Source organism: Streptococcus mitis (assembly GCF_901542415.1).
GTDB lineage: Bacteria > Bacillota > Bacilli > Lactobacillales > Streptococcaceae > Streptococcus > Streptococcus mitis_BL.
In genome coordinates this window covers 1,192,174-1,218,517 of sequence record NZ_CABEHV010000004.1, presented here as the reverse complement: position 1 = coordinate 1,218,517, position 26,344 = coordinate 1,192,174, and the positions used below count along the sequence as shown (strand labels likewise).

26 protein-coding genes and 3 pseudogenes are annotated in these 26,344 nt (G+C 42.2%); 22 read left to right on the top strand and 7 right to left on the bottom strand.

What is annotated here, in order from left to right; all coding sequences use genetic code 11:
* Positions 1 to 7: 7 nt before the first annotated feature.
* The 13 genes and pseudogenes from FQT24_RS06340 (at position 8) to yidD (ending at position 8,678) form a co-directional block, all read left to right on the top strand.
* Positions 8 to 901: an ABC transporter permease gene (locus tag FQT24_RS06340; protein ID WP_001012085.1), complete on the top strand. Its 894-nt coding sequence runs from the start codon at positions 8 to 10 to the stop codon at positions 899 to 901.
* A gap of 12 nt (positions 902 to 913) precedes the next feature.
* Complete coding sequence (locus tag FQT24_RS06335) at positions 914 to 1,717, top strand: ABC transporter ATP-binding protein (protein WP_125409757.1); 804 nt, start codon at positions 914 to 916, stop codon at positions 1,715 to 1,717.
* A gap of 69 nt (positions 1,718 to 1,786) precedes the next feature.
* Positions 1,787 to 2,374 (top strand): annotated as a pseudogene (locus FQT24_RS06330) (alpha-amylase family glycosyl hydrolase); the annotation flags it as partial.
* 141 nt (positions 2,375 to 2,515) lie between these two features.
* Complete coding sequence (locus FQT24_RS06325) at positions 2,516 to 2,764, top strand: YneF family protein (RefSeq protein ID WP_000364990.1); 249 nt, start codon at positions 2,516 to 2,518, stop codon at positions 2,762 to 2,764.
* Positions 2,765 to 2,962: 198 nt separating this feature from the next.
* Positions 2,963 to 3,757, top strand: coding sequence for a glutamate racemase (racE, locus tag FQT24_RS06320; protein ID WP_143952503.1), 795 nt, complete (start codon positions 2,963 to 2,965; stop codon positions 3,755 to 3,757).
* Positions 3,754 to 4,725 (top strand): nucleoside-triphosphate diphosphatase, encoded by a 972-nt coding sequence (locus FQT24_RS06315; protein WP_143952502.1) that lies wholly within the window; start codon positions 3,754 to 3,756, stop codon positions 4,723 to 4,725. Before racE ends, FQT24_RS06315 begins: the two co-directional genes overlap by 4 nt.
* Positions 4,701 to 5,222 carry a metallophosphoesterase gene (locus FQT24_RS06310; RefSeq protein WP_143952501.1) on the top strand — a complete coding sequence of 174 codons (522 nt, stop codon included), beginning with the start codon at positions 4,701 to 4,703 and terminating at the stop codon, positions 5,220 to 5,222. The genes FQT24_RS06315 and FQT24_RS06310 overlap by 25 nt, the downstream gene beginning before the upstream one ends.
* Positions 5,219 to 5,680, top strand: a complete 462-nt coding sequence (gene cbpB, locus FQT24_RS06305) for a cyclic-di-AMP-binding protein CbpB (protein ID WP_004260968.1) — start codon at positions 5,219 to 5,221, stop codon at positions 5,678 to 5,680. The genes FQT24_RS06310 and cbpB overlap by 4 nt, the downstream gene beginning before the upstream one ends.
* Positions 5,677 to 6,411 (top strand): site-specific tyrosine recombinase XerD, encoded by a 735-nt coding sequence (gene xerD / locus FQT24_RS06300; RefSeq protein ID WP_313769916.1) that lies wholly within the window; start codon positions 5,677 to 5,679, stop codon positions 6,409 to 6,411. Before cbpB ends, xerD begins: the two co-directional genes overlap by 4 nt.
* Positions 6,411 to 7,139, top strand: coding sequence for a segregation/condensation protein A (locus tag FQT24_RS06295; protein WP_143952499.1), 729 nt, complete (start codon positions 6,411 to 6,413; stop codon positions 7,137 to 7,139). The genes xerD and FQT24_RS06295 overlap by 1 nt, the downstream gene beginning before the upstream one ends.
* A gap of 18 nt (positions 7,140 to 7,157) precedes the next feature.
* Entirely contained in the window at positions 7,158 to 7,727 is a 570-nt protein-coding gene (gene scpB, locus FQT24_RS06290; RefSeq protein WP_143952498.1) for an SMC-Scp complex subunit ScpB, read from the top strand.
* Entirely contained in the window at positions 7,714 to 8,436 is a 723-nt protein-coding gene (locus FQT24_RS06285) for a pseudouridine synthase (RefSeq protein WP_143952497.1), read from the top strand. The genes scpB and FQT24_RS06285 overlap by 14 nt, the downstream gene beginning before the upstream one ends.
* Positions 8,436 to 8,678 (top strand): membrane protein insertion efficiency factor YidD, encoded by a 243-nt coding sequence (gene yidD / locus FQT24_RS06280; protein WP_024057384.1) that lies wholly within the window; start codon positions 8,436 to 8,438, stop codon positions 8,676 to 8,678. Before FQT24_RS06285 ends, yidD begins: the two co-directional genes overlap by 1 nt.
* 106 nt (positions 8,679 to 8,784) lie before the next feature.
* On the opposite strand, the gene FQT24_RS06275 is transcribed toward yidD, so the two are convergent.
* From FQT24_RS06275 to galE, 5 genes are all read right to left on the bottom strand, one after another.
* Positions 8,785 to 9,750, bottom strand: a complete 966-nt coding sequence (locus FQT24_RS06275) for a siderophore ABC transporter substrate-binding protein (protein ID WP_143952496.1) — start codon at positions 9,748 to 9,750, stop codon at positions 8,785 to 8,787.
* 95 nt (positions 9,751 to 9,845) lie between these two features.
* On the bottom strand, positions 9,846 to 10,598 hold the full coding sequence (locus FQT24_RS06270) for an iron ABC transporter ATP-binding protein (protein WP_143952495.1): 753 nt from the start codon (positions 10,596 to 10,598) through the stop codon (positions 9,846 to 9,848).
* The gene (locus FQT24_RS06265; RefSeq protein ID WP_143952494.1) at positions 10,595 to 11,551 is read right to left on the bottom strand and encodes an iron chelate uptake ABC transporter family permease subunit; all 957 of its coding nucleotides are present in this window, start codon (positions 11,549 to 11,551) and stop codon (positions 10,595 to 10,597) included. Before FQT24_RS06265 ends, FQT24_RS06270 begins: the two co-directional genes overlap by 4 nt.
* Entirely contained in the window at positions 11,541 to 12,500 is a 960-nt protein-coding gene (locus FQT24_RS06260; RefSeq protein WP_185952552.1) for an ABC transporter permease, read from the bottom strand. Before FQT24_RS06260 ends, FQT24_RS06265 begins: the two co-directional genes overlap by 11 nt.
* 143 nt (positions 12,501 to 12,643) lie before the next feature.
* On the bottom strand, positions 12,644 to 13,642 hold the full coding sequence (gene galE / locus FQT24_RS06255; RefSeq protein WP_143952492.1) for a UDP-glucose 4-epimerase GalE: 999 nt from the start codon (positions 13,640 to 13,642) through the stop codon (positions 12,644 to 12,646).
* A gap of 293 nt (positions 13,643 to 13,935) precedes the next feature.
* Between galE and pepA the strand changes: the two genes are divergently transcribed.
* Together pepA and FQT24_RS06245 are read left to right on the top strand one after the other, a co-directional pair.
* Positions 13,936 to 15,000 (top strand): glutamyl aminopeptidase, encoded by a 1,065-nt coding sequence (pepA, locus tag FQT24_RS06250; RefSeq protein WP_102210560.1) that lies wholly within the window; start codon positions 13,936 to 13,938, stop codon positions 14,998 to 15,000.
* 21 nt (positions 15,001 to 15,021) lie between these two features.
* A complete protein-coding gene (locus tag FQT24_RS06245; RefSeq protein WP_143952491.1) occupies positions 15,022 to 15,318 on the top strand; it encodes a bacteriocin immunity family protein in 297 nt (98 codons plus the stop codon).
* Positions 15,319 to 15,482: 164 nt separating this feature from the next.
* Here FQT24_RS06245 and FQT24_RS06240 read toward each other — a convergent pair whose 3' ends face one another.
* The gene (locus FQT24_RS06240; protein WP_049550857.1) at positions 15,483 to 16,940 is read right to left on the bottom strand and encodes an IS1182 family transposase; all 1,458 of its coding nucleotides are present in this window, start codon (positions 16,938 to 16,940) and stop codon (positions 15,483 to 15,485) included.
* A 234-nt stretch (positions 16,941 to 17,174) separates the two neighbouring features.
* Positions 17,175 to 18,806: a Na/Pi cotransporter family protein gene (locus FQT24_RS06235; protein WP_024057392.1), complete on the bottom strand. Its 1,632-nt coding sequence runs from the start codon at positions 18,804 to 18,806 to the stop codon at positions 17,175 to 17,177.
* A 220-nt stretch (positions 18,807 to 19,026) separates the two neighbouring features.
* Between FQT24_RS06235 and FQT24_RS06230 the strand changes: the two are divergent.
* The 7 genes and pseudogenes from FQT24_RS06230 to grpE all read left to right on the top strand — a co-directional run bounded on the left by FQT24_RS06230 (position 19,027) and on the right by grpE (position 26,046).
* Positions 19,027 to 20,192: pseudogene (locus FQT24_RS06230) on the top strand (IS30 family transposase).
* A 396-nt stretch (positions 20,193 to 20,588) separates the two neighbouring features.
* Positions 20,589 to 21,785, top strand: coding sequence for a phosphoglycerate kinase (locus tag FQT24_RS06225; RefSeq protein WP_001096743.1), 1,197 nt, complete (start codon positions 20,589 to 20,591; stop codon positions 21,783 to 21,785).
* Between the two features lie 134 nt (positions 21,786 to 21,919).
* Entirely contained in the window at positions 21,920 to 22,447 is a 528-nt protein-coding gene (locus FQT24_RS06220; RefSeq protein ID WP_000119914.1) for an FUSC family protein, read from the top strand.
* Between the two features lie 76 nt (positions 22,448 to 22,523).
* Positions 22,524 to 22,880, top strand: a complete 357-nt coding sequence (gene glnR, locus FQT24_RS06215) for a transcriptional repressor GlnR (protein ID WP_000659548.1) — start codon at positions 22,524 to 22,526, stop codon at positions 22,878 to 22,880.
* A 36-nt stretch (positions 22,881 to 22,916) separates the two neighbouring features.
* Positions 22,917 to 24,263 (top strand): annotated as a pseudogene (glnA, locus tag FQT24_RS06210) (type I glutamate--ammonia ligase).
* Positions 24,264 to 24,460: 197 nt separating this feature from the next.
* Positions 24,461 to 25,495: a heat-inducible transcriptional repressor HrcA gene (gene hrcA / locus FQT24_RS06205; RefSeq protein ID WP_020902187.1), complete on the top strand. Its 1,035-nt coding sequence runs from the start codon at positions 24,461 to 24,463 to the stop codon at positions 25,493 to 25,495.
* A 26-nt stretch (positions 25,496 to 25,521) separates the two neighbouring features.
* Positions 25,522 to 26,046 carry a nucleotide exchange factor GrpE gene (grpE, locus tag FQT24_RS06200; RefSeq protein ID WP_143952490.1) on the top strand — a complete coding sequence of 175 codons (525 nt, stop codon included), beginning with the start codon at positions 25,522 to 25,524 and terminating at the stop codon, positions 26,044 to 26,046.
* Positions 26,047 to 26,344 lie beyond the last annotated feature (298 nt).

The window sequence follows — 26,344 nt, the reverse complement described above, 5'->3', positions numbered from 1 at the left end:
GTTTAAGATGAATTTTGTATTATCTAGTTTATCAGAAGGTTTGCTATGGTCGATTATGGCGATTGGGGTCTACTTGACTTTCCGTATTTTGGATATTGCGGATATGACTGCTGAGGGAGCCTTTCCTCTGGGGGCGGCTGTCGTCGTATCTCAGATACAGGCAGGGACAAATCCTTGGATTGCGACCTTACTTGCTTTGCTGGCAGGTATGGTAGCAGGTCTTGTATCAGGAATGCTCCACACCAAGATGAAAATCCCAGCTCTCTTGACAGGGATTGTGACCTTGACAGGACTTTATTCGATCAATATTAAAATCATGGGAAGCGTGCCTAATCTTTCCTTGGGAGATTCTTCAACCGTCTTTAAACAGTTGGCTAGCTTGGGACTGACAAATGAAGAAGCTGTTTTCTCATTCAGTTTGGCCTGTCTCTTACTTGTTTGTTTGGTCTTGACTCTTTTGATGAAAACAGAGATTGGCTTGGTCTTGCGTTCGACTGGGGACAATATTCCGATGAGTGAGGCCAATGGGGTCAATGTAGACACCATGAAGATTGTTGGTTACATGATTTCAAACGGTTTGATTGCCCTATGTGGTTCCTTGTTTGCCCAAAATGATGGATTTTCGGATGTAACTTCTGGGACAGGAACTATTGTTGTTGGTTTGAGTGCAGTGATTATTGCGGAAGTCTTGATTCACGACTTGACCATTGGAGGTCGCCTGTTATCTATCGGAATTGGTGCAATTGTTTACCGTTTGATTATTTTAAATATCTATGAAATTCCAAATCTAGATCAAAACTTGGTACGTCTCTTTAATGCAATTTTGCTCGCCTTAGTTTTATTTGCACCAGAATTGCAAAAGAGATTAAAGATTCGTGGTCTGAAATTGAGAAATGAATAGGAGGAGAAAGTTATGGCAAGTTTGTTAACACTTGAAAATATTCACAAAACATTTGAAGCAGGGACGGTCAATGAGAACCATGTCCTCAAAGGATTAGATTTAGAGGTTGAAGAGGGAGATTTTATCTCTGTAATTGGTGGAAATGGAGCAGGGAAATCCACTTTGATGAATATCTTGGCTGGTAATCTATCGGTGGATCAAGGGGACCTTCTACTGGCAGGCAAATCTATTAAAAATCTGAGTGTAAGAAAGAGAGCCAAGGATATTGCCCGTGTTTTTCAAGATCCTAAGATGGGAACAGCTTCTCGTTTGACGATTGAGGAGAATATGGCTATTGCCTTGAGACGCGGGCAGAAGAGAGGGCTTGGTTGGGGCGTGAAGGAGAAGGATAGAATCCAGTTCCAAGAAGCCTTGAAAGAGCTGAATATTGGCCTTGAAAACCGCTTAAAAGTAGATACTCAATATCTCTCAGGAGGACAAAGACAGGCCTTGACCCTAGTCATGGCAGCTCTGGTGAAACCTAAACTTTTGCTTTTGGATGAACATACTGCGGCACTTGATCCGAAAACGAGTCAAATGGTGATGGACTTGACGCAAAAGATTGTGGAACACCATCAATTGACGACTTTGATGATTACCCACGATATGAATCATGCGATTGAGTACGGCAATCGCCTCGTCATGCTCTATCAGGGTAAGATAGTGGTGGATGTCAAGGGAGAGGAAAAAAAGCATCTGACAGTTGAAGATCTCATGCATCTCTTCCAGAAAAATAGTGGCCAAAGTCTAGTTAGTGATGAATTGGTTTTAGGATAAAGAAAAAGGCTGAGATCCAGTGTCTCAGTCTTTTATTTCTTACGCTTTGCAAAATCTACAAATAGAAATTCTCGTGGAACACCTTATATTTATATGGGGGAGGAAATCGGGATGATTGACCCAGACTATGATTCGATGGCTGATTATGTGGATGTCGAATCGATCAATGCTTATCAGATGCTCTTAGAGGAAGGGAAGAGTCAGGAAGAAGCCTTCCTGATTATTCAGGCTAAGTCGCGTGATAATTCACGAATTCCCATGCAGTGGGATTCTTCGGAAAATGCAGGATTTACAGTAGGCACACCTTGGCTCAAGGCAGGAAAATCCTACCCTCACATCAATGTAGAAAATGAAATCCAAGGCCCGATTTTCACCTTCTACCAAGACTTGATTCGACTTCGTAAAGAAATGCCTATCATATCAGAAGGAAGTTACAAACCAGTCTTTGAAGATAGCAAACAAGTCTATGCTTTTGAACGCCAGTATGAGGATCAAAAGTTACTAGTGCTCAATAATTTTTATGGCACAGAAGTGGAAATCGACTTACCTCTAGCCTACCAAAATGGACAGATTTTGCTTTCAAACTATGAAGATGCAGAAGTGTCTGAAAAAATTCTACTCAAACCCTATCAAACACTGGCTATCTATGTAAATTAAACTCAGTAAGGAGCCCTCTTTTGCAGAAAAGCAGGGTTCTTTTTGCTGTCTATTCCATCCCTGAAAGCGTAAAACAAACTAGTCAGGGTGGCTAGTTTGTGGTATAATGAAAGGGACTCAAAAAGAAACAGGAGAAATATGATGGATTTACTTTTAGCAATTGTATTGATTGTGCTAGCTTTTCTAGGAGGAGCTCTTGGAGGAATGTACTTGGTTCGTAAGCAAATTGAAAAAGAATTCGCTGACAACCCACGTTTGAATGCTGAAGCAGTTCGTACTCTTTTGAGTGCAAATGGTCAAAAACCAAGCGAAGCTAAGGTACAACAAGTTTACCACCAAATCATCCGCCAACAAAAGGCAGCCCTTGCTAACAATAAAAAGAAAAAATAAATAAGGAAAAGTCTGGGATGAAAGTTCCAGACTTCTCACTATGTTAGTTATGTTTAGGGATGAGACTTTTTCCTTGCATTCTATTGATATTTGATTATGATTAAGAGAGATAGTTATTGATTAGGCTGTTATTCAGTTCATAAGGAACGGTAATCATAATGAACTATCAATCAGAAAAAAGACTAGAAAGAAGACTGTATGGATAATCGACCAATTGGTTTTTTGGATTCGGGTGTCGGGGGCTTGACCGTTGTGCGCGAGCTCATGCGCCAACTTCCCCATGAAGAAATCGTCTATATTGGAGATTCGGCACGGGCGCCTTACGGGCCCCGTCCTGCTGAGCAAATTCGTGAATATACTTGGCAGTTGGTCAACTTTCTTTTGACCAAGGATGTCAAGATGATTGTCATTGCTTGTAATACTGCGACTGCGGTCGTCTGGGAAGAAATCAAGGCTCAACTAGATATTCCCGTCCTAGGTGTAATTTTACCAGGAGCTTCGGCAGCCATCAAGTCCAGCCAAGGTGGGAAAATCGGAGTGATTGGAACGCCCATGACGGTCCAATCTGACATTTATCGTCAGAAAATCAACGATCTGGATCCGGACTTACAGGTGGAGAGCTTGGCTTGTCCCAAGTTTGCTCCCTTGGTGGAGTCGGGTGCCCTGTCAACCAGTGTTACCAAGAAAGTGGTCTATGAAACTCTGCGTCCCTTGGTTGGAAAGGTAGATAGCCTGATTTTGGGCTGTACCCATTACCCACTGCTCAGACCTATTATTCAAAATGTCATGGGGCCCAAGGTTCAGCTCATTGATAGTGGGGCAGAGTGCGTACGGGATATCTCAGTCTTACTTAATTATTTTGAAATCAATCGTGGTCGCGATGCTGGAACACTTCATCACCGTTTTTACACAACAGCCAGCAGCCAAAGTTTTGCACAAATTGGTGAAGAATGGCTGGAAAAAGAGATTCATGTGGAGCATGTAGAATTATGACAAATAAAATTTATGAATATAAGGATGAACAGGACTGGTATGTCGGGTCCTATGGTATTTTTGGTGGCGTTCGGACGTTGACGGATGATGACTTGGATTTTCCTCTATTGGAGTTTGCCCAAAGATTTCGAGATAAGGATCGAGGTTTTCCTGTTTCTGTTACTGTTTTACGCTATGGTTCTCTCTACCGTTTATTGTCTTTTGTGGTAGATATCCTCAACCAAGAAATGGGGCGAAATGTGGAAGTCATCCAACGTCAGGGGGCTTTACTCTTGGTTGAAAATGGGCAACTCCTGCATGTGGAATTGCCTAAAGAAGGGGTCAATGTTCATGATTTCTTTGAGACAAACAAGGTCAGAGAAACCTTATTGATTGCGACTCGTAACGAGGGCAAGACCAAGGAATTCCGAGCTATCTTTGATAAGTTAGGCTACGATGTGGAAAATCTTAATGACTATCCTGACTTGCCTGAAGTAGCAGAAACAGGTATGACCTTCGAAGAAAATGCCCGCCTCAAGGCAGAAACCATTTCTCAATTAACGGGCAAGATGGTTTTGGCAGATGATTCTGGACTTAAAGTTGATGTCCTTGGTGGCTTGCCAGGTGTCTGGTCAGCTCGTTTCGCAGGTGTGGGAGCTACTGACCGTGAAAACAATGCCAAACTCTTGCACGAATTGGCCATGGTCTTTGAACTCAAGGATCGTTCGGCTCAATTCCATACAACCCTAGTCGTAGCCAGTCCAAACAAGGAAAGTTTGGTTGTTGAAGCAGACTGGCCAGGCTACATTAACTTTGAACCTAAGGGTGAAAATGGCTTCGGCTATGACCCTCTCTTCCTTGTAGGAGAGACAGGCAAGTCATCAGCTGAATTAACCCTTGAAGAAAAAAATAGTCAATCTCACCGTGCCTTAGCCGTTAAGAAACTTTTGGAGGTATTTCCATCATGGCAAAGCAAACCATCATTGTAATGAGCGATTCTCATGGCGATAGCTTGATTGTGGAAGAAATCCGTGATCGCTATGTAGGCAAAGTTGATGCCGTTTTTCATAACGGCGATTCTGAACTGCGTCCTGATTCTCCCCTTTGGGAAGGCATACGTGTTGTTAAAGGGAACATGGACTTCTACGCCGGCTACCCAGAACGTTTGGTGACCGAGCTTGGTTCGACCAAGATTATCCAAACCCATGGACACCTGTTTGACATCAATTTCAACTTTCAAAAGTTGGACTACTGGGCTCAGGAAGAAGAGGCCGATATCTGTCTCTATGGTCACTTGCATGTGCCAAATGCTTGGATGGAAGGAAAGACTCTTTTTCTAAATCCAGGTTCCATCAGTCAACCACGTGGGACTATCAGAGAATGTCTCTATGCTCGTGTGGAGATTGATGATAGTTATTTCAAAGTGGACTTTTTAACACGAAACCATGAGGTGTATCCGGGCTTGTCCAAGGAGTTTAGCCGATGATTGCCAAGGAGTTTGAGACTTTCTTGTTGGGGCAGGAGGAAACCTTTTTGACCCCTGCTGAAAATCTAGCTGTGTTGATTGATACCCACAATGCGGATCATGCGACCCTCTTGCTCAGTCAGATGACCTATACCCGTGTTCCTGTTGTAACAGATGAAAAACAGTTTGTTGGGACGATTGGGCTCAGAGATATTATGGCTTATCAGATGGAGCATGATTTGAGTCAAGAAATTATGGCAGATACGGATATCGTTCATATGACGAGAACGGACGTAGCGGTCGTCTCGCCTGATTTTACTATTACAGAGGTCTTGCACAAGCTGGTAGATGAGTCCTTCTTGCCGGTTGTGGATGCGTCTGGTATTTTCCAAGGGATTATCACGCGCAAGTCTATCCTCAAGGCAGTCAATGCCCTCTTGCATGACTTTAGTAAGGAATATGAGATTCGATGCAAATGAGAGATAGGATTTCAGCCTTTTTAGAAGAAAAGCAGGGCTTGTCTGTCAATTCAAAGCAGTCCTATAAGTATGATCTGGAGCAATTTTTAGACATTGTAGGCGAGCGGATTTCTGAGACCAGTCTCAAGATTTACCAAGGACAGCTAGCCAATCTAAAAATCAGCGCCCAGAAGCGAAAGATTTCGGCTTGTAATCAATTTCTCTACTTTCTCTATCAAACAGGAGAAGTGGACAGCTTTTACCGTTTGGAATTAGCTAAACAAGCTGAAAAGAAGACCGAAAAGCCAGAACTGTTAGACCTAGACTCTTTTTGGCAAGAAAGTGACTATCCAGAGGGTCGCTTGCTAGCGCTCTTAATCCTAGAAATGGGGCTCTTGCCGAGTGAGATTTTAGCCCTTAATGTTGCAGATATCAATCTGGATTTTCAGGTGCTGCGAATCAATAAGGCTTCCCAACAGAGGATTGTCACCATTCCCACGACCTTGCTTTCAGAATTGGAACCCTTGATGGGGCAGACCTATCTCTTTGAAAGGGGAGGGAAAGCCTATTCCCGTCAGTGGGCCTTTCGTCAGTTAGAAGCTTTTGTCAAGGAGAAAGGTTTTCCAGCCTTATCAGCCCAAGCCTTGCGGGAACAGTTCATTCTACGACAAATTGAAAACAAGGTCGATTTGTACGAAATTGCAAAAAAATTAGGATTAAAAACAGTCCTGACCTTAGAAAAATATAGATAATGGATATTAAATTAAAAGATTTTGAAGGGCCCCTGGACTTGCTTTTGCACCTGGTTTCTAAGTACCAGATGGATATCTACGATGTGCCCATTACGGAAGTTATCGAACAGTATCTAGCTTATGTCTCAACCCTGCAGGCCATGCGTCTGGAAGTGACGGGCGAGTACATGGTCATGGCCAGTCAGCTCATGCTGATTAAGAGCCGCAAGCTCTTGCCAAAGGTAGCAGAAGTGACAAATTTAGAAGATGACCTAGAGCAGGATCTTCTCTCCCAAATTGAAGAATACCGCAAGTTCAAGCTCTTGGGTGAGCACTTGGAAGCCAAGCACCAAGAACGGGCCCAGCACTATTCCAAAGCGCCGACAGAGTTGATTTACGAAGATGCGGAGCTTGTGCATGACAAGACGACCATTGACCTCTTTTTGGCTTTTTCAAATATCCTAGCCAAGAAAAAAGAGGAGTTTGCACAGAATCACACGACTATCTTGCGGGATGAGTATAAGATTGAGGACATGATGGTTATCGTGAAAGAGTCCTTGACTGGACGAGCTCAATTGTGCTTGCAGGATTTGTTCAAGGAAGCCCAGAATGTCCAAGAGATCATTACCCTCTTTTTGGCAACCTTGGAGTTAATCAAAACCCAGGAGCTGACCCTCGTGCAAGAGGAGAGTTTTGGAGATATCTATCTCATGAAAAAGAAGGAAGAAAGTCAAGTGGCCCAAAGCTAGACTTGATAGAGAGGAAAGATGAGTACTTTAGCAAAAATAGAAGCGCTCTTGTTTGTAGCGGGTGAAGATGGGATTCGGGTCCGCCAGTTAGCTGAACTCCTCTCTCTGCCACCGACAGGCATCCAACAGAGTTTAGAAAAATTAGCCCAGAAGTATGAAAAGGCCCCAGATTCCAGTTTGGCTCTGATTGAGACAGGGGGTGCTTATAGATTGGTGACCAAGCCTCAATTTGCAGAGATTTTGAAGGAATACTCTAAGGCACCTATCAACCAGAGTTTATCTCGGGCTGCCCTTGAGACCTTGTCCATCATTGCCTATAAGCAGCCTATCACACGGATAGAAATTGATGCCATCCGTGGAGTCAACTCGAGTGGGGCCTTGGCAAAGTTACAGGCTTTTGACCTAATCAAAGAAGACGGGAAAAAAGAAGTGTTGGGGCGCCCCAACCTCTATGTGACTACGGATTATTTCCTAGATTACATGGGGATAAACCATTTAGAAGAATTACCAGTGATTGATGAGCTTGAGATTCAAGCCCAAGAAAGCCAATTATTTGGTGAAAGGATAGAAGAAGATGAGAATCAATAGGTATATTGCCCACGCAGGTGTGGCCAGTAGGAGAAAAGCAGAAGAGCTGATCAAGCAAGGCTTGGTGACGGTTAACGGCCAAGTGGTACGTGAACTAGCAACGACTATCAAGTCAGGCGACAAGGTCGAAGTTGAAGGTCAACCTATCTACAACGAAGAAAAGGTCTATTATCTGCTTAACAAACCACGCGGTGTGATTTCCAGTGTGACAGATGACAAGGGTCGCAAGACTGTTGTGGACCTCTTGCCCAACGTGAAAGAGCGCATCTACCCTGTAGGTCGTTTGGACTGGGATACATCCGGTGTTTTGATTTTGACCAATGACGGGGATTTTACAGATGAGATGATTCACCCTCGTAATGAGATTGACAAGGTTTATGTCGCGCGTGTTAAAGGTGTGGCCAATAAGGATAATCTCCGCCCCTTGACCCGTGGACTTGAGATTGATGGTAAGAAAACCAAGCCGGCTGTCTATGAGATTCTCAAAGTGGATCCAGTTAAAAACCGCTCTGTGGTGCAGTTGACCATCCATGAAGGGCGTAACCACCAGGTTAAAAAGATGTTTGAAGCTGTCGGTCTCCAAGTGGACAAGTTGTCACGGACCCGTTTTGGACATCTAGACTTGACAGGACTCCGTCCAGGCGAATCCCGTCGTCTTAACAAAAAAGAAATCAGCCAACTACACACCATGGCTGTAACCAAGAAATAATGAAACGAATTTTAATAGCGCCTGTGCGCTTTTACCAACGGTTTATCTCACCAGCCTTTCCACCCTCTTGTCGCTTTGAGCCTACCTGCTCAAACTATATGATTGAGGCTATTGAAAAACATGGCTTCAAGGGTGTCTTGATGGGCTTGGCTCGGATTTTACGTTGCCACCCCTGGTCGAAAACAGGTAAGGACCCCGTCCCAGACCATTTTTCACTCAAACGGAATCAAGAAGGGGAATGAGGTTGGGCAAAAGGTTTCAAAATGATAAAAACGCATCCTATCAGGTTTGAGTAAACTTGATAGGATGCGTTTTAGAATGTAAAGATGTGATTGAGTTTAAAGTAGCTTATTTCAAGGCTTTTTGTGCGTCTTCAATCATGAGTTTTGTTGATTCAAGACCGCCTCCGCTTAGATACCAGAGGTCTGGTGTGAGTTGGATAATTTTACCATTTTTAGCGGCAGGAGTTTCAGCGATGAGGGCATTTTCTAGGACGCCATCGTTGCTGGAGTTGTCCCCACCAATGGCAAGGGTACGGTTGATGACAAAGAGGATGTCAGGATTGATTTCTTTGACGCTTTCAAAGCTGACTTCTTGTCCGTGGCGAGAATCTTCAAATTTTGTATCAGTTGGCTTGAATTTCAAGGTTTGATACAAGAAAGAGAAACGAGATTGGGCACCAAAGGCAGCCATTTTTCCTTCATTGAGGAGAATCGCGAGGGCTTTTTTGTCAGAACTTTCGTTTTTAGTAGCGACTTCTTGGATGCTCTTGTCTAGCTTGGCTAATTCTTCCTTGGCTTTCTGTGCGCCAGTTTCACCAAAGGCGCTTGCTAGGGATTCGATATTGACCTTGGTAGAAGTCCAGTAGTCGTCCTTGCTCGCTTGGAAGAGAACAGTCGGAGCGATTTCGTTGAACTTGTCTACGAATTTTTGGGTACGTGGTGAAGCGATAATTAGGTCTGGTTCAAGAGCAGCAAGGGCTTCTAGGTCTGGCTCAACCATAGAACCAACATTTTTAACTTTTCCAGCCAGGTCTTTAAGATAAGTCGGAACAGTTTTTGTAGGCATTCCGACGATATTCTTTTCAAAACCTACAGCGCGAATAGTATCCGCAGCACCGAGGTCAAAGGTCACAATCTTTTCAGGGACTTTTGAAAGTGTGACTACACCTAGTGAACTTTTAATGGTTACCTCTGTTGGAGCAGAGCTACTTGACTCCGTCTTACTAGTGCTTGAGTTTGTACTACATGCACCAAGTAGGAGCAAGAAGCTGGCCGCTAGGGCAGTGAGATAAAATTTAAGGGATGTTTTCATGATTTCTCCTTTTTAAAATATGATAACGATGTAGGGAGTCTCTAGGTTTTATTGACTAAGAGACTGAAGGTTCTATAACTTGAGTTTCTATGTTACTAGCTATAGATACAGATCTTTTTGCCATTGATATCAGCTAGCGTGATGGGAATCTCATAGAGTTGACTGAGCAGGTCAGACTGCATGATTTGATCTGTTCTTCCCTTGCTAAAGACTTGACCGTCTTTGAAGGCGACAATTTCATCTGCATACTGACTGGCCATGTTGATATCGTGGAGGACGATGATAATGGTCTTTCCGAGTTCCTCCACCAGTCGCTTGAGAATCTGCATCATACTGACGCTTTGCTTGATATCGAGATTGTTGAGTGGTTCGTCCAGCAAGATAAAGTCTGTATCCTGGGCCAGTACCATAGCGATAAAGACGCGCTGGAGCTGGCCCCCAGACAGGCTATCGATGTAGCGGTCTTTTAAGTCTGTCAGTTCCAGATAGTCCAGAGTTTCTCGGATTTTTCCCCAATCTTCTGGTCTCAGTCGACCTCGGCTGTAGGGAAAACGTCCAAAACTGACCAGTTCTTCAACAGTCAATTTGGCTTGGTAATTGATTTTCTGCTTTAGGATAGTCAGTTCTTGGGCCAGTTCTTGCGAATTCCAGCTCTCGATTTCACGACCTTTGATACTAAGAATTCCCTGATCTTTCTTGGTCAGTCTGCTCATGATGGAGAGGAGACTCGATTTTCCAGCACCATTTGGACCAATGAAGGCTGTCAGTTTCTGAGGACTGACTTCAAGCGAAATGCCTTGCAAAATATCCTGTTTTTGAATGGATTTGCCAATGTTTTCCAGTTTCACTGACGCGCCCTCCTGTATAGTAAGATAAAGAATAGGAGCCCCCCTACACTCTCGATGATCATGCTGATGCGAATTTCCAGTGCAAAGACTCGTTCAATCAGGGCCTGCCCCAAGGTCAAACTGATAAATCCGATCAGAATGGCCACGATAAAGAGCAACTTGTGCCGATAGTCTTTGACGATTAGGTAGGTGAGATTGGCTAGCATAAAGCCGAAGAAGGCCATAGGACCTACCAAGGCAGTGGCCGTTGAGGTCAAAAGTACGATGCCCCAGAGGAGTTCTTTCTGTTCTTTTTCAACATCGAGTCCCAATATCTGAGCCGTTTCTCTTTGTAGGTGCAAGACATCCAGAATGACTGCTTTCCGAAAGAAAAAGATTGTCAAAGCAAGGATAATCAGAGAGCCGATGGCTAGGATGGAAGTGTTGAGATGTTGAAAGGAGGCAAAGAGACTGTTTTGCAGTTTATCGTATTCGTTTGGATCCATTAGGACCTGGAGGAAGGTACTGATATTTCGAAAGAGACTTCCAAGGGCTAGACAGATCAGCAGGATGAAGACCAGATCTTGCTTCATCAGTGTCTTCAAGTAGCCTTGTAAGGCAAGAAAGAAGAGGGATTGAAGCAGAAGTAAAACTAGGAATTCTAAGATGGGAGACTTCCCGAGTTGAAGAAACTTACTTTCAAAAACCAGTAGTAGGGTTTGTAGTAGGACGTAGAAGGATTCGATTCCTAAAATACTAGGCGTCAGGAAGCGATTTTCCGTCAGGGTTTGAAAACTAATGGTTGAAATCCCAGTCGCGATGGCTACCAAGAGATAAACGATGATCTTTTGGGAACGCAACTTCCAAGCAAAGGATGACAAGTGAGTGATGGGCCAAAAGTAGAGAAGACAAGCTCCGATGGCCAGAATAATGAGAAGGCAGAAGAGTTTGATATGTTTGCTTTTAAACTGCATCTTTTCGTCCCCCTCTCCAGAGAAGTAGGATAAAGACGAGGCTACCGATGATTCCTAGCAAGAGACTGACAGACAGCTCATAGGGCCGAATTAGAACTCGGGATAGGATATCGCAGGCCAGAACTAGATTGGCGCCAACCAGAGCGACGATGAGTTTGGTCTGACTTAGATTATCTCCATAGTGCTTGCGAACAAGATTGGGAACGATGACCCCGAGAAATGGCAAGCCACCTACGGTAATCATGGTGACACTAGTCGTTAGCGCCACCAGAAAGAGGGCCAGTTTTTCAAGTAGGGAGTATGAAATCCCCAAACTCTCGCTGGTTTCTTTCCCTAGATTCATGATGGTAAAAGTTTGGGATAATTTCCAAACGGCTACCAGGATAATGAGCCCTAAGAAAAGCCACTCATACTGATGGGTCTGAATCATGGAGAAGGAGCCCTGGGTCCAAGCTGTCATACTCTGAACCAGATTGAAACGGTAGGCGATAACTTCTGTCACAGAACCGATAATCCCGCTATAGATGATTCCAATCAGAGGCAACATCCACCTTTCCTTTACAGAGAAAATAGTCATAAAGGCTAGAAAGAAGAGGGTGAATGTGATGGATGAAACAAAAGCAAAGAGCATCTTTTGGCTCAGACTAGCCGATGGAAAGACAAAGAGGCTCAATACCATTCCTAGTTTGGCGGCTTCAGTGGTCCCAACTGTACTTGGAGCAGCAAACTGATTTTGAGTGATAGTCTGCATGAGAAGTCCTGCCATACTCATACTAGAGGCCGTCAGGAGAATGCTAATGGTTCTTGGAAGACGGGACTCTTGAAAGAGAAGCCAAGTTTCATGATCCAGTGCAAAGAGCTTTCCCCATGAAAAATCACTGGTCCCAATGCTAATAGAGAGAAAGACTAGGAGTAGAAGTAAGCCAATTAAATAATGAGAAAGTTTCATGCCCCGTCCTTTCAAATAGATTTGGTATCGAAAGATACCTGCGGATATTACTGTAACACGATTTCTTTAATCTGTCAATAAATTTTCTGACAATTTAATGAATAAAACAAGGAGAGAGTACCAGGACCTTCTCCTCTGTTTTCCTATTCTAAAATGTTTTTGCCTTCTTTAACACGCCAATGATAATCCGATAAAATAATATCTTCAAGAGAGTAACTAGCCTTCCAATCAAGGTATTTTTTAGCTTTTGAAGCATCTGCTAGAACGCTAGCTGGGTCACCAGCACGACGCGCAACAATCTCGTGTGGGATTTTTTGGTTTAGTAGTTCTTCAGCAGTTGTAAAGATTTCTTTGACGGTATAGCCTTTTTCAGTCCCTAAGTTAAAGATTTGAGAAGAACTGTCTTCTTGAAAGAGGTAGTTCATTCCTTTAACATGAGCCTGTGCAAGATCCAAGACATGAATGTAATCTCGAATACATGAACCATCACGTGTATCGTAGTCATCTCCAAATATTTTGAGGCTATCATTTTGTCCCAATGCGGTCTTGTTGATATTGGGAATGATGTGAGTTGGATTTTTTACACGCAGACCATTTGAAGCATCCATTTCAGCCCCAGCAACATTAAAGTAACGGAAAATAACATATTTCCAATCGTAGCGATTAGCCATCCAGTAAATCATTCGTTCGCCCATCAGTTTTGTCTCTGCATAAGGGTTGACGGGGTCGAGCAGGGTATCTTCAGTAGCTGGCTTGTCAATACAGTTATTACCATAGAGGGAGGCAGTCGAAGAGAACATGATTTTTTGAATGCCAACTTCAGATAAGACTTTGAGAACTTGGTTCATACCAGCAACATTGGCAGTGAAGTATTTACTTGGATTTTCAATACTTTCGCTCACAACAATCTCACCTGCACAATGAAGAACAGCGTCAATCTTGTTTTCTTCCAAGTAGGTTTTTAAGGCACTAGCATCATAAACGTCCTGTTGTTTAAAGCTAGCACGACTATCTACAGCTGAACGATTTCCTGTAGAGAGATTATCTAGGACATGCACCTGGTAGCCAGCATTTAAAAGAGCTTTAACGGTATGGGAGCCAATGTAGCCAGCTCCACCTGTAACAAGAATTGTTTTTGTCATGATTTTTTCCTTTTCTAGTTTTTTTCCATTTTAAAAAAAGAAGAAGGGAAAGTCAACTATTTTCTGCGAATTTTGTGAAAAACTGAACGAATATATTATCGAATTGTTTTTTTATTTGGAAATTAATGATTTGCTTAATCTTGGAAAGTTTTTTAGATTTTACCTCACATGAAAGAGAATAAAATCTTTTTCTAAGATACAGCAAGAATATGATACTAATTTAGAAATCCACCTTCCCACTATCCTTCTCCTATAAAAAGTGGTAAAATGGATGAAAGAAAGAAGGAACTGAAATGACAACATTATTTTCAAAAATCAAAGAAGTAACAGAACTTGCTGCGATCTCAGGTCATGAAGCGCCTGTTCGTGCCTATCTTCGTGAAAAGTTGACACCGCACGTGGATGAGGTCGTAACAGATGGCTTGGGTGGTATTTTTGGTATCAAACATTCAGACGCTGCGGATGCACCGCGCGTCTTGGTCGCTTCTCATATGGATGAAGTTGGTTTTATGGTTAGCGAAATCAAGCCAGACGGTACCTTCCGTGTGGTTGAAATCGGTGGTTGGAATCCTATGGTGGTCAGCAGCCAACGTTTCAAACTCTTGACTCGTGATGGTCGTGAAATACCAGTGATTTCGGGTTCTGTTCCGCCACATTTGACACGTGGAACAGGTGGACCAACCATGCCAGCTATTTCAGATATTATTTTTGATGGTGGGTTTGCGGATAAGGCTGAGGCAGAAAGCTTTGGCATCCGTCCTGGTGACACCATTGTTCCAGATAGTTCTGCAATCTTGACAGCAAATGAAAAAAATATCATCTCAAAAGCTTGGGACAACCGCTACGGAGTCCTCATGGTAAGCGAGCTGGCAGAAGCCTTGTCAGGTCAAAAACTCGGAAATGAACTCTATCTTGGCTCGAACGTCCAAGAAGAGGTTGGTCTTCGTGGTGCTCATACATCTACAACCAAGTTTGATCCAGAAGTCTTCCTAGCAGTTGATTGCTCACCAGCAGGTGATGTCTACGGTGGCCAAGGCAAGATTGGGGATGGAACCTTGATTCGCTTCTACGATCCAGGTCACTTACTCCTCCCAGGGATGAAGGATTTCCTTTTGACAACAGCTGAAGAAGCTGGTATCAAGTACCAATACTACTGTGGAAAAGGCGGAACGGACGCTGGCGCAGCTCATCTGAAAAATGGAGGTGTTCCTTCTACAACTATAGGTGTCTGCGCTCGTTATATCCACTCTCATCAAACCCTCTATGCGATGGATGACTTCCTAGAAGCGCAAGCCTTCTTGCAAGCCTTGGTGAAAAAATTGGATCGTTCAACAGTTGACTTGATTAAAAATTATTAAACCATAAGGGAGGTGGTAGGGATGGTAGAACCAAACCTAGAAAGCCTTGTAAAAGATCTTTACAATCATGCTCGACATGATTTGAGTGAAGATTTAGTTGCTGCTCTCCTAGAGACGGCTAAAAAACTGCCTACTACAAATGAGCAATTGCTGGCAGTTCGTCTCTCAGGTCTGGTCAATCATGAATTGCTCCTAAATCCCAAACATCCAGCACCTGAGTTGCTCAACTTGGCTCGTTTTATTAAAAGAGAAGAAGTTAAGTATCGAGGAACTGCGGCTTCTGCGCTTATGTACGGGGAGCTCTTTAAAATGCTTTGATTCCATTGTGAATCAAAGCATTTTTTTATATGGCAGAAAAGCTATTCTTGATTAGGAGAAGAAAAAGCCATCCCATTTAGGAGAGTCCACTGAAAAAACAGGTCTCTTACTTTTAATGAAATGAAAACCGAGGAATCTCTCGTTAATTTGAGCGAATTCCTCGGTTATTTTGTATTTATTAAGGTCATAATTCGTTTCATATTGACCACGAAAATGGTTGTTGCTGCCTGTAACTCCATGCTGAAAAGACCCGATGCTCTCGCGACATCAAAGCCATGTCTCTGTTTTAGTTCGGCATTCTTTGCTTCGATTTTATAGCGATGTCTGGCCATTTCTTTAAAATAAGGTGTTTCCTGAAATTTCTTCTGGAAAAGATGGTCGTCACTCTTAATGGCTATTGAATAAGTTTTAGACTTTGCCCCCTCCTTATAACATCCTTCCTTGGAAAGGCAACTCTTGCACTTCTCAATGTCAAAGTAATGAGTGACAACTTGATTCTTATTTTGATATTTTTTCCCTGTCCTTGCTTTGCGAACAGCCATGTGTCCTTCTGGACAGACAAATAGCCCTGCATCTTTATTAAATTCAAACGCATCCTCTTCTTTACGGTAACCTTTTGAAACAGAAGGATTCAGTTTTGAAACCAAATGAATCTTTTCTTTGCGAGCTAGTTGAATGTTGTCCTTTCCTGAATAAGCCGCATCACCAATAATAGTCTCGATGTCCAGACTATTTTCCTTTGTTTTGGCATATAATTCAGGTAAATATTTCCCATCGCTTTGTTCACCAGAAGTAACCACACAAGCAGTAATAATCCGTTCATCCGTCATAGCGATATGACTTTTATATCCATAGAAAGAGCTGTCGGCTGTCTTATGTCCGAGCCTAGCCTCCTCCTTAACAGAAGCTTCCAAATGTTCTAAGTCGTCCTCGACAGCCTCTTTTAGGTAATTGAACTTTTGAGAAACAGCCGGTAGGGCTAAGAGTTCCTCGTGTTTTTCAACCACAGCCATTAACTCCTCTGTATAGGTCAACTCTGCTTCGAGGTTATCTTCTTGAGGTTTCTTTGGAAATTCTATTTTGATATCTTCTGAATGTTGATAAATTGTTTTACGTAAAGCTTTTGAACGCTCTCTAAGGATTTCTTGGGGTTTCTTATGATTATAATGAGATTTGGTGTGAGTGGCATCCACAATGAGGATTTTACTCTTAATCAAGTTATGTTCGAGTGCAATTTGAACAGACTTCTGAATCAATACATCAAGCAGTTTGTCATCTTTAATTCTTAGCTTTCTAAATTTTGTCAGAGAGGATGGCTCGATAACAGAATCTTCAGGAGCTAGACCAAGAAAAAATTTAAAGGCCATATCTGACAAGGAACGTCCTACCACATCTACATCTGATAACTTATAAATATCTTTTAACAAGAGATATTTGAACATCATAATCGGTGAATAAGCTTTACGCCCAAAATCGGGACGATAATTCTTTTCTAGTTCATCATAAATAAAGCTAAAATCACAGAGTTCAGTTAGCTGACGTAAAAAGTGGTTTTTAGGAACCACGATATCATACAAACTAGAATAAGGACTGACATCCATAGTTAACTGATTATCAAGCATCATTTCACCTCATCTCTAGTATAACAAAAAAGCCATCAAGTTGATGACTTTTTCAGTGGGCTCCCACCAAATGGATAGATCTTTATACTCAATGAAAATCAAAGAGCAAACTAGGAAGCTAGCCGCAGGCTGCTCAAAACATGGTTTTGAGGTTGTGGATAGAACTGACGAAGTCAGTAACATATATACGGCAAGGCGAAGCTGACGTGGTTTGAATTTGATTTTCGAAGAGCATTAGATTTGTTCAGCGATGACCTTTTCAGCAAGATTCATAGCGTGATCAGATACACGAGTATAGTGGGAAATGATGTCGATAAAGTTGACCCCAGCTTGTGTTGAACACTCGCCCTTGTTGAGGCGCTTGATGTGGGTCTTTCTGAGAACACGTTCCATATTGTTGATTTCTTTATGGCGTTCAATCAGACTTTGAGCTTTTTCGATATCATTGTTTTCCACACTATCAAGGGCATCCTTGATAAAGCCAGTGGTTTTTTGATAGATATCAGCCAATTCCTGTAAAGCAGCTTCAGAGAACTCAACATTTTTACGTTGAAGGTAGTCAGTCAGATTGATTAGCGCTTCTGCGTGGTCCCCAATCCGTTCCAAATCGCGGGATGAATCCAGGATGTTGGTGAGCACTTCACTTTCTTTCTGGCTAAGAGCTTCGCTTGAAAGAGTAATAAGATAGCGAGTCAATTTTTCATCAATGGTATTGATGGCTTCTTCTGTCTTGTGGCCTTTTTCAGCAACCTTTTCATTGAGGTCAATGATGTAGTTGTATGAAAGGTCAAAGGCTTTAGAAGCATAATTTCCTAAGTGAAGGAGTTCTTTTTTCGCATTTCCGAGAGCGATTGATGGAGCTTGTTTAATCAAATGCTCATCAAGATAAAGTGGCTCGTACTTGACAACTTCATCTTCACCAGGGATGAGCTTGGTTACAAAGTAGGCCAAGGCTCCAATGAATGGAAATTGTACAATGGTGTTACTTACGTTAAAGGCACCGTGAGAGAAGGCGATGGTCATCTCAGGTGAGAGGTGAAGGAGTGCCTGGAAGTACTCAATCATAGACGTAAATGGACCTAATAAGATTAAGCAAAGAATAGTTCCCAAAACGTTAAAGGTAACGTGGGTTGCAGCAACGCGTTTTGCAGAGATATTGGCTCCAGCTGCCGCGATGATAACTGTTAGGGTTGTCCCGATATTATCCCCGAAGAGAACTGGTAGCGAACCTTTAAGGTCAAGGAATCCACCTGCATAGAGACCTTGCAAAATCCCGATTGTCGCAGAAGAAGCTTGGATGAGAACGGTAATCACTGCACCGGCAAAAACTCCTAATACAGGATTTTGTCCCAAGGTTACCATATATTCCTTGAATTGTGGTAGATCTTTAAGAGGACTCATACCGGCACTGATAAGGTTGAGGGCGTAGAAGATTCCTCCTACACCAAACAGGATGCGTCCGATATTGTTTGCTGTTCTATTTTTGGTAAAGAAGAGGAACATGGTTCCAAGGAAAATCAGGGGTAAAGCATACTCACCAAGCTTGAAACCAATGATAAAGGAAGTAACGGTGGTTCCGATGTTGGCTCCCATGATAATTCCGATAGCCTGTCTAAGAGTGAGAAGACTAGCGCTGACCAGTCCAACCGTGATAACTGTAACACCTGTACTTGACTGAATCAGGGCAGTCACGACAATTCCGACTAGAACACCTAAAAAGGGATTGCTAGTGTACTTGTCAATGTAAAAACGAAGGCGATCTCCAGCAGCTTGTTGCAAACCGTCTCCCATGGTCTTGATACTATATAAGAATAGTCCCAGACCACCTAAAAAGTGAAATAAAATTTCCTGCCAATTGATGGACATTTCTTTTTCCTCCGAAAAATAATAACGGAATTTCTCCTATTCTATTTTAAAGGATAAAAGTAAATCTAACAAGTGTTAAGCTAAGATTTTAGAAAGAAAATTCGTGAGGCTAATTTCTCAAAGTAACTTCCACTTGCCCAACCAAAGTGGAAATTAGTCTAAAACGGATTTTTATGGTGGAATTAAGTGTGAGACGTTTGAGTTAGAAATGAGGTCTACTATGACAAAACATAAACACCTTACCCTTTCAGACCGTAATGATATCCAATTAGGCTTAGAGTGCGGTGAAACCTTCAAAGCTATCGGACAATCCATTCTAAAAGACCCAACTACTGTTTCCAAAGAAGTCAAACGAAACAGACAAGTCCGAGAGTCTACATGCGATAACCTTCCTTGCCCTTTACTCGATAAGGCTCCCTTTGTCTGTAATGGATGCCCTAAAAGAAGACAAAATTGTGGATTTAAAAAAATCTTCTACCTTGCTAAACAAGCTCAAAAACAGTACGAACAAACTCTTGTCGAAGCTCGTGAAGGAACTCCCCTTAATTCCAAGGCCTTCTGGGACATGGACAAAGTCATTTCTGATGGTGTTAAAAAGGGACAACACATCTATCATATCCTCAAAACTCATAACCTTGATGTCAGTTCCTCAACCGTCTATCGACACATCCGAAAAGGATACCTATCTATCGCTCATATTGACCTAGCCAGAGCCGTTAAATTCAAAGAAAGACGGAAAAGGAAACTACCTTCCATCCCTAAAGAAGCTAAAAAAGGCCGTTCCTATGAGGATTTCCAAAACTATTTAGTCCTTAATCAACTAGACTCTTGGCTGGAAATGGACACAGTTCTGGGGAGGATGGGAGGTAAAGTCCTACTTACCTTCAACCTGTCTTTCTGTAACTTTATCTTCGCTAGGCTTCTGGATAATAAAACTGCCCTTGAGGTTACCAAACACCTCTATACCATCAAGACACTCTTCATGAAGCTGATAAAGATTTCTTCCAACTCTTTCCTGTCATTCTTACCGATAATGGTGGAGAGTTTGCCAGGGTTGATGATATCGAAATGGATGTGCGAGGAGAGAGTAAACTCTTCTTTTGTGACCCTAATCGCTCTGACCAGAAAGGGAGAATTGAGAAAAACCACACACTGATTCGAGACATTCTACCTAAGGGAACTGCTTTTGACAACTTAACTCAAGAGGACATCAATCTCGTCTGCTCTCATGTCAACAGTGTCAAACGTGCTGCTTTGAATGGAAAGTCAGCCTATGAGCTCTTTGCCTTTACCTATGGAGAAGAGATTCCTAAGCTTCTAGGTATTTCTAAAATACCTGCAGAAGACGTCTGTCAGTCTTCGAAATTACTCCAACATAAGTTCTAAAAACTAACCTTTAACCGCATTCAAACGTCTCAGACTAACTTCCACCATAGCGGAACTTAATCTGAAACGCTTTCAGATGAGGGGATTTTGTGCGCTCTTTTTTTCGATTCCTTTTGGTTACAAAAGCGATGAAATCAAGCATTAGTAAAACCAGTGGAACTTACCCTGACACGGATTTCCACTGGTTTTTAGGATTTTTATCAGACTAACTTCCACTTCTACTAGCGGTGGAACTTAGTTTGCGAATTTACCGAAAATTCGTGAGAAAAAGTAAAAATAATATACTCTAGCATGTCACAAAGATTAAATATCGAAAAATCTTGTGAAATCTTTCCTTATATTTCCAAAGTGTGATATAATAGTTTCGAATAAAATAAATAAAGGGGTTTTTGTAACATGGCAAAACTTACTGTTAAAGACGTTGACTTGAAAGGTAAAAAAGTCCTCGTTCGTGTTGATTTCAATGTACCATTGAAAGATGGCGTAATCACTAACGACAACCGTATCACAGCAGCTCTTCCAACTATTAAGTACATCATCGAACAAGGTGGACGTGCAATTCTTTTCTCTCACCTTGGACGTGTGAAAGAAGAAGCTGATAAAGCTGGTAAATCACTTGCTCCTGTAGCAGCAGACTTGGCAGCAAAACTTGGCCAAGACGTTGTTTTCCCAGGTGTTACTCGTGGTGCTGAATTGGAAGCAGCTATCAACGCTCTTGAAGATGGACAAGTTCTCTTGGTTGAAAACACTCGTTATGAAGATGTTGACGGCAAGAAAGAATCTAAAAACGATCCTGAACTTGGTAAATACTGGGCATCACTTGGAGATGGTATCTTCGTAAACGATGCATTCGGTACAGCTCACCGTGCACACGCATCTAACGTTGGTATCTCAGCAAACGTTGAAAAAGCAGTTGCTGGTTTCCTTCTTGAAAACGAAATTGCTTACATCCAAGAAGCAGTTGAAACTCCAGAACGTCCATTCGTAGCGATCCTTGGTGGTTCAAAAGTTTCAGACAAGATTGGTGTTATCGAAAACTTGCTTGAAAAAGCTGATAAAGTCCTTATCGGTGGTGGTATGACTTACACATTCTACAAAGCACAAGGTATCGAAATCGGTAACTCACTTGTAGAAGAAGACAAATTGGATGTTGCGAAAGCTCTTCTTGAAAAAGCAAACGGTAAATTGATCTTGCCAGTTGACTCAAAAGAAGCTAACGCATTTGCTGGCTACACTGAAGTGCGTGACACTGAAGGTGAAGCAGTTTCTGAAGGCTTCCTTGGTCTTGACATCGGTCCAAAATCTATCGCTAAATTTGACGAAGCTTTGACTGGTGCCAAAACAGTTGTATGGAACGGACCTATGGGTGTATTTGAAAACCCAGATTTCCAAGCTGGTACAATCGGTGTGATGGACGCTATCGTGAAACAACCAGGAGTTAAATCAATCATTGGTGGTGGTGACTCAGCTGCCGCAGCGATTAACCTTGGCCGCGCAGACAAATTCTCATGGATCTCTACTGGTGGTGGAGCATCAATGGAACTTCTTGAAGGTAAAGTTCTTCCAGGACTTGCAGCCTTGACAGAAAAATAAGGTTTTATAATGAATCAAAGAAGAGAGGGATGAAAGTTCCTCTTTTCTTTTGCTTAAAATAAAAACGCTTCCTCTCAACTATTCCTCATAAAATCACCCAAATTATGATAAAATGGAAATAGAAAGTTGAGATTATGAGTTATTTTAAAAAATATAAATTCGATAAATCCCAGTTCAAACTTGGTATGCGAACCTTTAAAACAGGTATTGCTGTTTTTCTAGTTCTCTTGATTTTTGGCTTTTTTGGCTGGAAAGGTCTTCAAATCGGTGCTTTGACAGCGGTTTTTAGTCTGAGGGAGAGCTTTGATAAGAGTGTTCATTTTGGGACTTCGCGTATTCTAGGAAATAGTATCGGTGGCCTCTATGCCTTGGTTTTCTTCCTAATAAATAGTTTTTTCCACGAAGCCTTTTGGGTAACCTTAGTTGTTGTTCCAATCTGCACCATGTTAACCATTATGACAAATGTAGCCATGAATAACAAAGCAGGGGTTATTGGTGGTGTAGCAGCCATGTTAATCATTACCCTATCGATTCCGAGCGGCGAAACAATTTTGTACGTGTTTGCACGTGTATCAGAAACTTTCATGGGAGTTTTTGTCGCAATTCTCGTAAATTACGATATTGATCGTATTCGGCTCTTTTTAGAGAAAAAAGAAAAATAATGTTACATTTTATAACATTATCAATTGACGTTTGTCTTTTTTTAGACTATAATAGACAGAAAGAAGGAAATTGTAAATGAAGGAAAAAGAATTTCGCCGAAATATGGCTGTTTTTCCTATCGGCAGTGTTATGAAGTTGACCGATCTATCGGCGCGTCAGATTCGTTATTATGAAGATCAAGAGTTGATCAAACCTGATCGAAACGAAGGAAATCGTCGCATGTATTCCTTGAATGACATGGATCGTCTGCTTGAAATCAAAGATTATATCTCTGAAGGTTATAATATCGCTGCCATTAAGAAAAAATATGCTGAACGTGAAGCGAAATCCAAGAAAGCGGTGAGTCAGACTGAGGTGCGTCGTGCACTTCATAATGAACTCCTCCAACAGGGTCGCTTTGCTTCAGTACGGTCACCTTTTGGTCGCGGTTAGGCAACCGCAAGTAGTCATACATTAAGGAGAAAACTCATGCCAATCACAGCTGCAGATATTCGTCGTGAAGTCAAGGAAAAAAATGTTACCTTTATTCGTCTCATGTTCTCAGATATTTTGGGAACCATGAAAAACGTCGAAATTCCTGCTACAGATGAACAGTTAGATAAAGTCTTGTCAAACAAGGCTATGTTTGATGGATCTTCTATTGAAGGTTTTGTACGTATCAATGAGTCGGATATGTACTTGTACCCAGACTTGGATACATGGACAGTCTTCCCTTGGGGAGATGAAAATGGAAGTGTTGCAGGTTTGATCTGTGATGTCTATACAACAGAAGGTGAACCATTTGCAGGTGACCCTCGTGGCAATTTGAAACGTGCTCTTCGTCACATGGAAGAAGTGGGATTCAAGTCCTTCAACCTTGGACCAGAGCCAGAATTCTTCCTATTTAAATTGGATGAAAATGGAGACCCAACACTTGAAGTAAATGACAAGGGTGGTTACTTTGATTTGGCACCTACTGACCTTGCGGATAATACACGTCGTGAGATTGTGAATGTCTTGACCAAAATGGGATTTGAAGTAGAAGCGAGTCACCACGAGGTTGCGGTTGGACAACACGAGATTGACTTTAAGTACGATGAAGTTCTTCGTGCTTGTGATAAGATTCAAATCTTTAAACTTGTTGTTAAAACCATTGCTCGCAAACATGGTCTTTACGCAACCTTTATGGCAAAACCAAAATTTGGTATTGCTGGATCAGGTATGCACTGTAATATGTCCTTGTTTGATGCAGAAGGAAACAATGCCTTCTTTGATCCAAATGATCCAAAAGGAATGCAGTTGTCAGAAACGGCCTACCATTTCCTTGGTGGTTTGATCAAACATGCTTACAACTATACTGCCATCATGAACCCAACGGTTAACTCATACAAACGTTTGGTTCCAGGTTATGAAGCGCCGGTTTACATTGCTTGGGCTGGTCGTAATCGTTCGCCACTTGTGCGCGTGCCTGCTTCACGTGGTATGGGAACTCGTCTTGAGTTGCGTTCAGTGGATCCAATGGCTAACCCATACATTGCTATGGCGGTTCTTTTGGAGGTTGGTTTGCATGGTATTGAAAATAAAATCGAAGCACCAGCTCCTATCGAAGAAAATATCTACATCATGACAGCAGAAGAGCGCAAGGAAGCTGGTATTACAGACCTTCCATCAACCCTTCACAACGCTTTGAAAGCTCTGACTGAAGATGAAGTTGTCAGAGCGGCTCTCGGAGAACATATCTATACTAGTTTCCTTGAAGCCAAATGAATCGAATGGGCAAGTTATGCAACCTTCGTTTCACAATGGGAAATTGATAATTATTTGGACCTTTACTAATACTAATATAGAAGAAAGATTGCCTGAGGGCGGTCTTTTTTCTAGGTCCTCAGACTGATTTTTAGCACTCTTGGTAAAAGAGTGCTAATTTTTTGAGTTTTTATCTTGACATTCTCTTTTAAGGGTGTATAATAGAATCATAAGTTAGCACTTGAGTGCATCGAGTGCTAATCAATCAGACAGAGAGGAGTGATGAGATGGTTACAGAGCGTCAGCAGGATATTTTAAATCTGATTATTGACATCTTTACCAAAACGCACGAACCTGTCGGATCCAAAGCTTTGCAAGAGTCTATTAACTCTAGCAGTGCAACCATTCGTAATGATATGGCAGCTCTAGAAAAGCAAGGTTTGCTTGAAAAGGCCCATACTTCAAGTGGTCGGATGCCAAGTGTTGCTGGTTTTCAGTACTATGTGAAACACTCACTGGATTTTGACCGACTAGCTGAAAATGAGGTTTATGAGATTGTCAAAGCCTTTGATCAGGAATTCTTCAAATTGGAGGATATTCTGCAAGAGGCTGCTAATCTACTGACAGACCTGAGTGGCTGTACGGTAGTAGCACTGGATGTTGAACCGAGCAGGCAACGTTTGACAGCCTTTGATATCGTTGTTTTGGGGCAACATACAGCCTTGGCAGTATTCACCCTAGACGAGTCGCGAACGGTTACCAGTCAGTTTCTGATTCCAAGGAACTTCTTGCAGGAGGACTTGCTGAAACTGAAGAGCATCATTCAGGAACGCTTCCTCGGTCACACCGTTCTAGATATTCACTACAAGATTCGAACGGAGATTCCGCAGATTATCCAGCGTTACTTTACAACGACGGACAATGTCATGGATCTCTTTGAGCACATTTTTAAGGAAATGTTCAACGAAAATATTGTGGTAGCGGGCAAGGTCAATCTCTTGAATTTTGCCAATCTAGCAGCCTATCAGTTCTTTGACCAACCGCAAAAGGTGGCTCTGGAGATTCGTGAGGGGCTGCATGAGGATCAGATGCAAAATGTTCGTGTTGCGGACAGTCAAGAGTCTTGTCTAGCTGACCTAGCGGTGATTAGTAGCAAGTTCCTCATTCCTTATCGGGGAGTTGGAATTCTAGCCATTATCGGTCCGGTTAATCTGGATTACCAACAGCTAATCAACCAAGTCAATGTAGTCAATCGTGTTTTGACTATGAAGTTGACAGATTTTTACCGCTACCTCAGCAGTAATCATTACGAAGTACATTAAGATTGAAATCATTAAAGGAGGCGAAAATGGCCCAAGATATAAAAAATGAAGAAGTAGAAGAAGTTCAAGAAGAGGAAGTTGTGGAAACAACTGAAGAAATGACTCCTGAGAAATCTGAGTTGGACTTGGCAAATGAACGTGCAGATGAGTTTGAGAACAAATACCTTCGTGCTCATGCAGAAATGCAAAATATCCAACGCCGTGCCAATGAAGAGCGTCAAAACTTGCAACGTTATCGTAGCCAAGACTTGGCAAAAGCAATCTTACCATCGCTTGACAACCTTGAGCGTGCACTCGCAGTTGAAGGCTTGACAGACGATGTCAAAAAGGGATTGGAGATGGTGCAAGAAAGCTTGATTCATGCTTTGAAAGAAGAAGGAATTGAAGAAATCGCAGCTGATGGTGAATTTGACCATAACTACCATATGGCCATCCAAACTCTCCCAGCAGACGATGAACACCCAGCAGATACCATCGCCCAAGTCTTCCAAAAAGGCTACAAGCTCCATGACCGCATCCTACGCCCAGCAATGGTAGTGGTGTACAACTAAGATACAAAGCCCGTAAAAAGCTCACAGTAAAAATAGGAGATTGACGAAGTGTTCGATGAACACAAGGAAATCTATCTTTTTTACCCAGAGCTTAGGGCGTGTTCGATTAGGCAATTCTGACGGTTGCAACATATATAATAGAAAATTTGTCCGAAACGACAATAAACTATGAAGAAAGATAAGAGGCAAGCCGGAGGCTTGCAAGGAAGATATTTCCCACCGTGGTGAAAGTTTCAGTAGCTTTGGCTACTGAAACAGGGGATTTTTGAGACAATAGGCTCAAAAATAAGTGATGAAA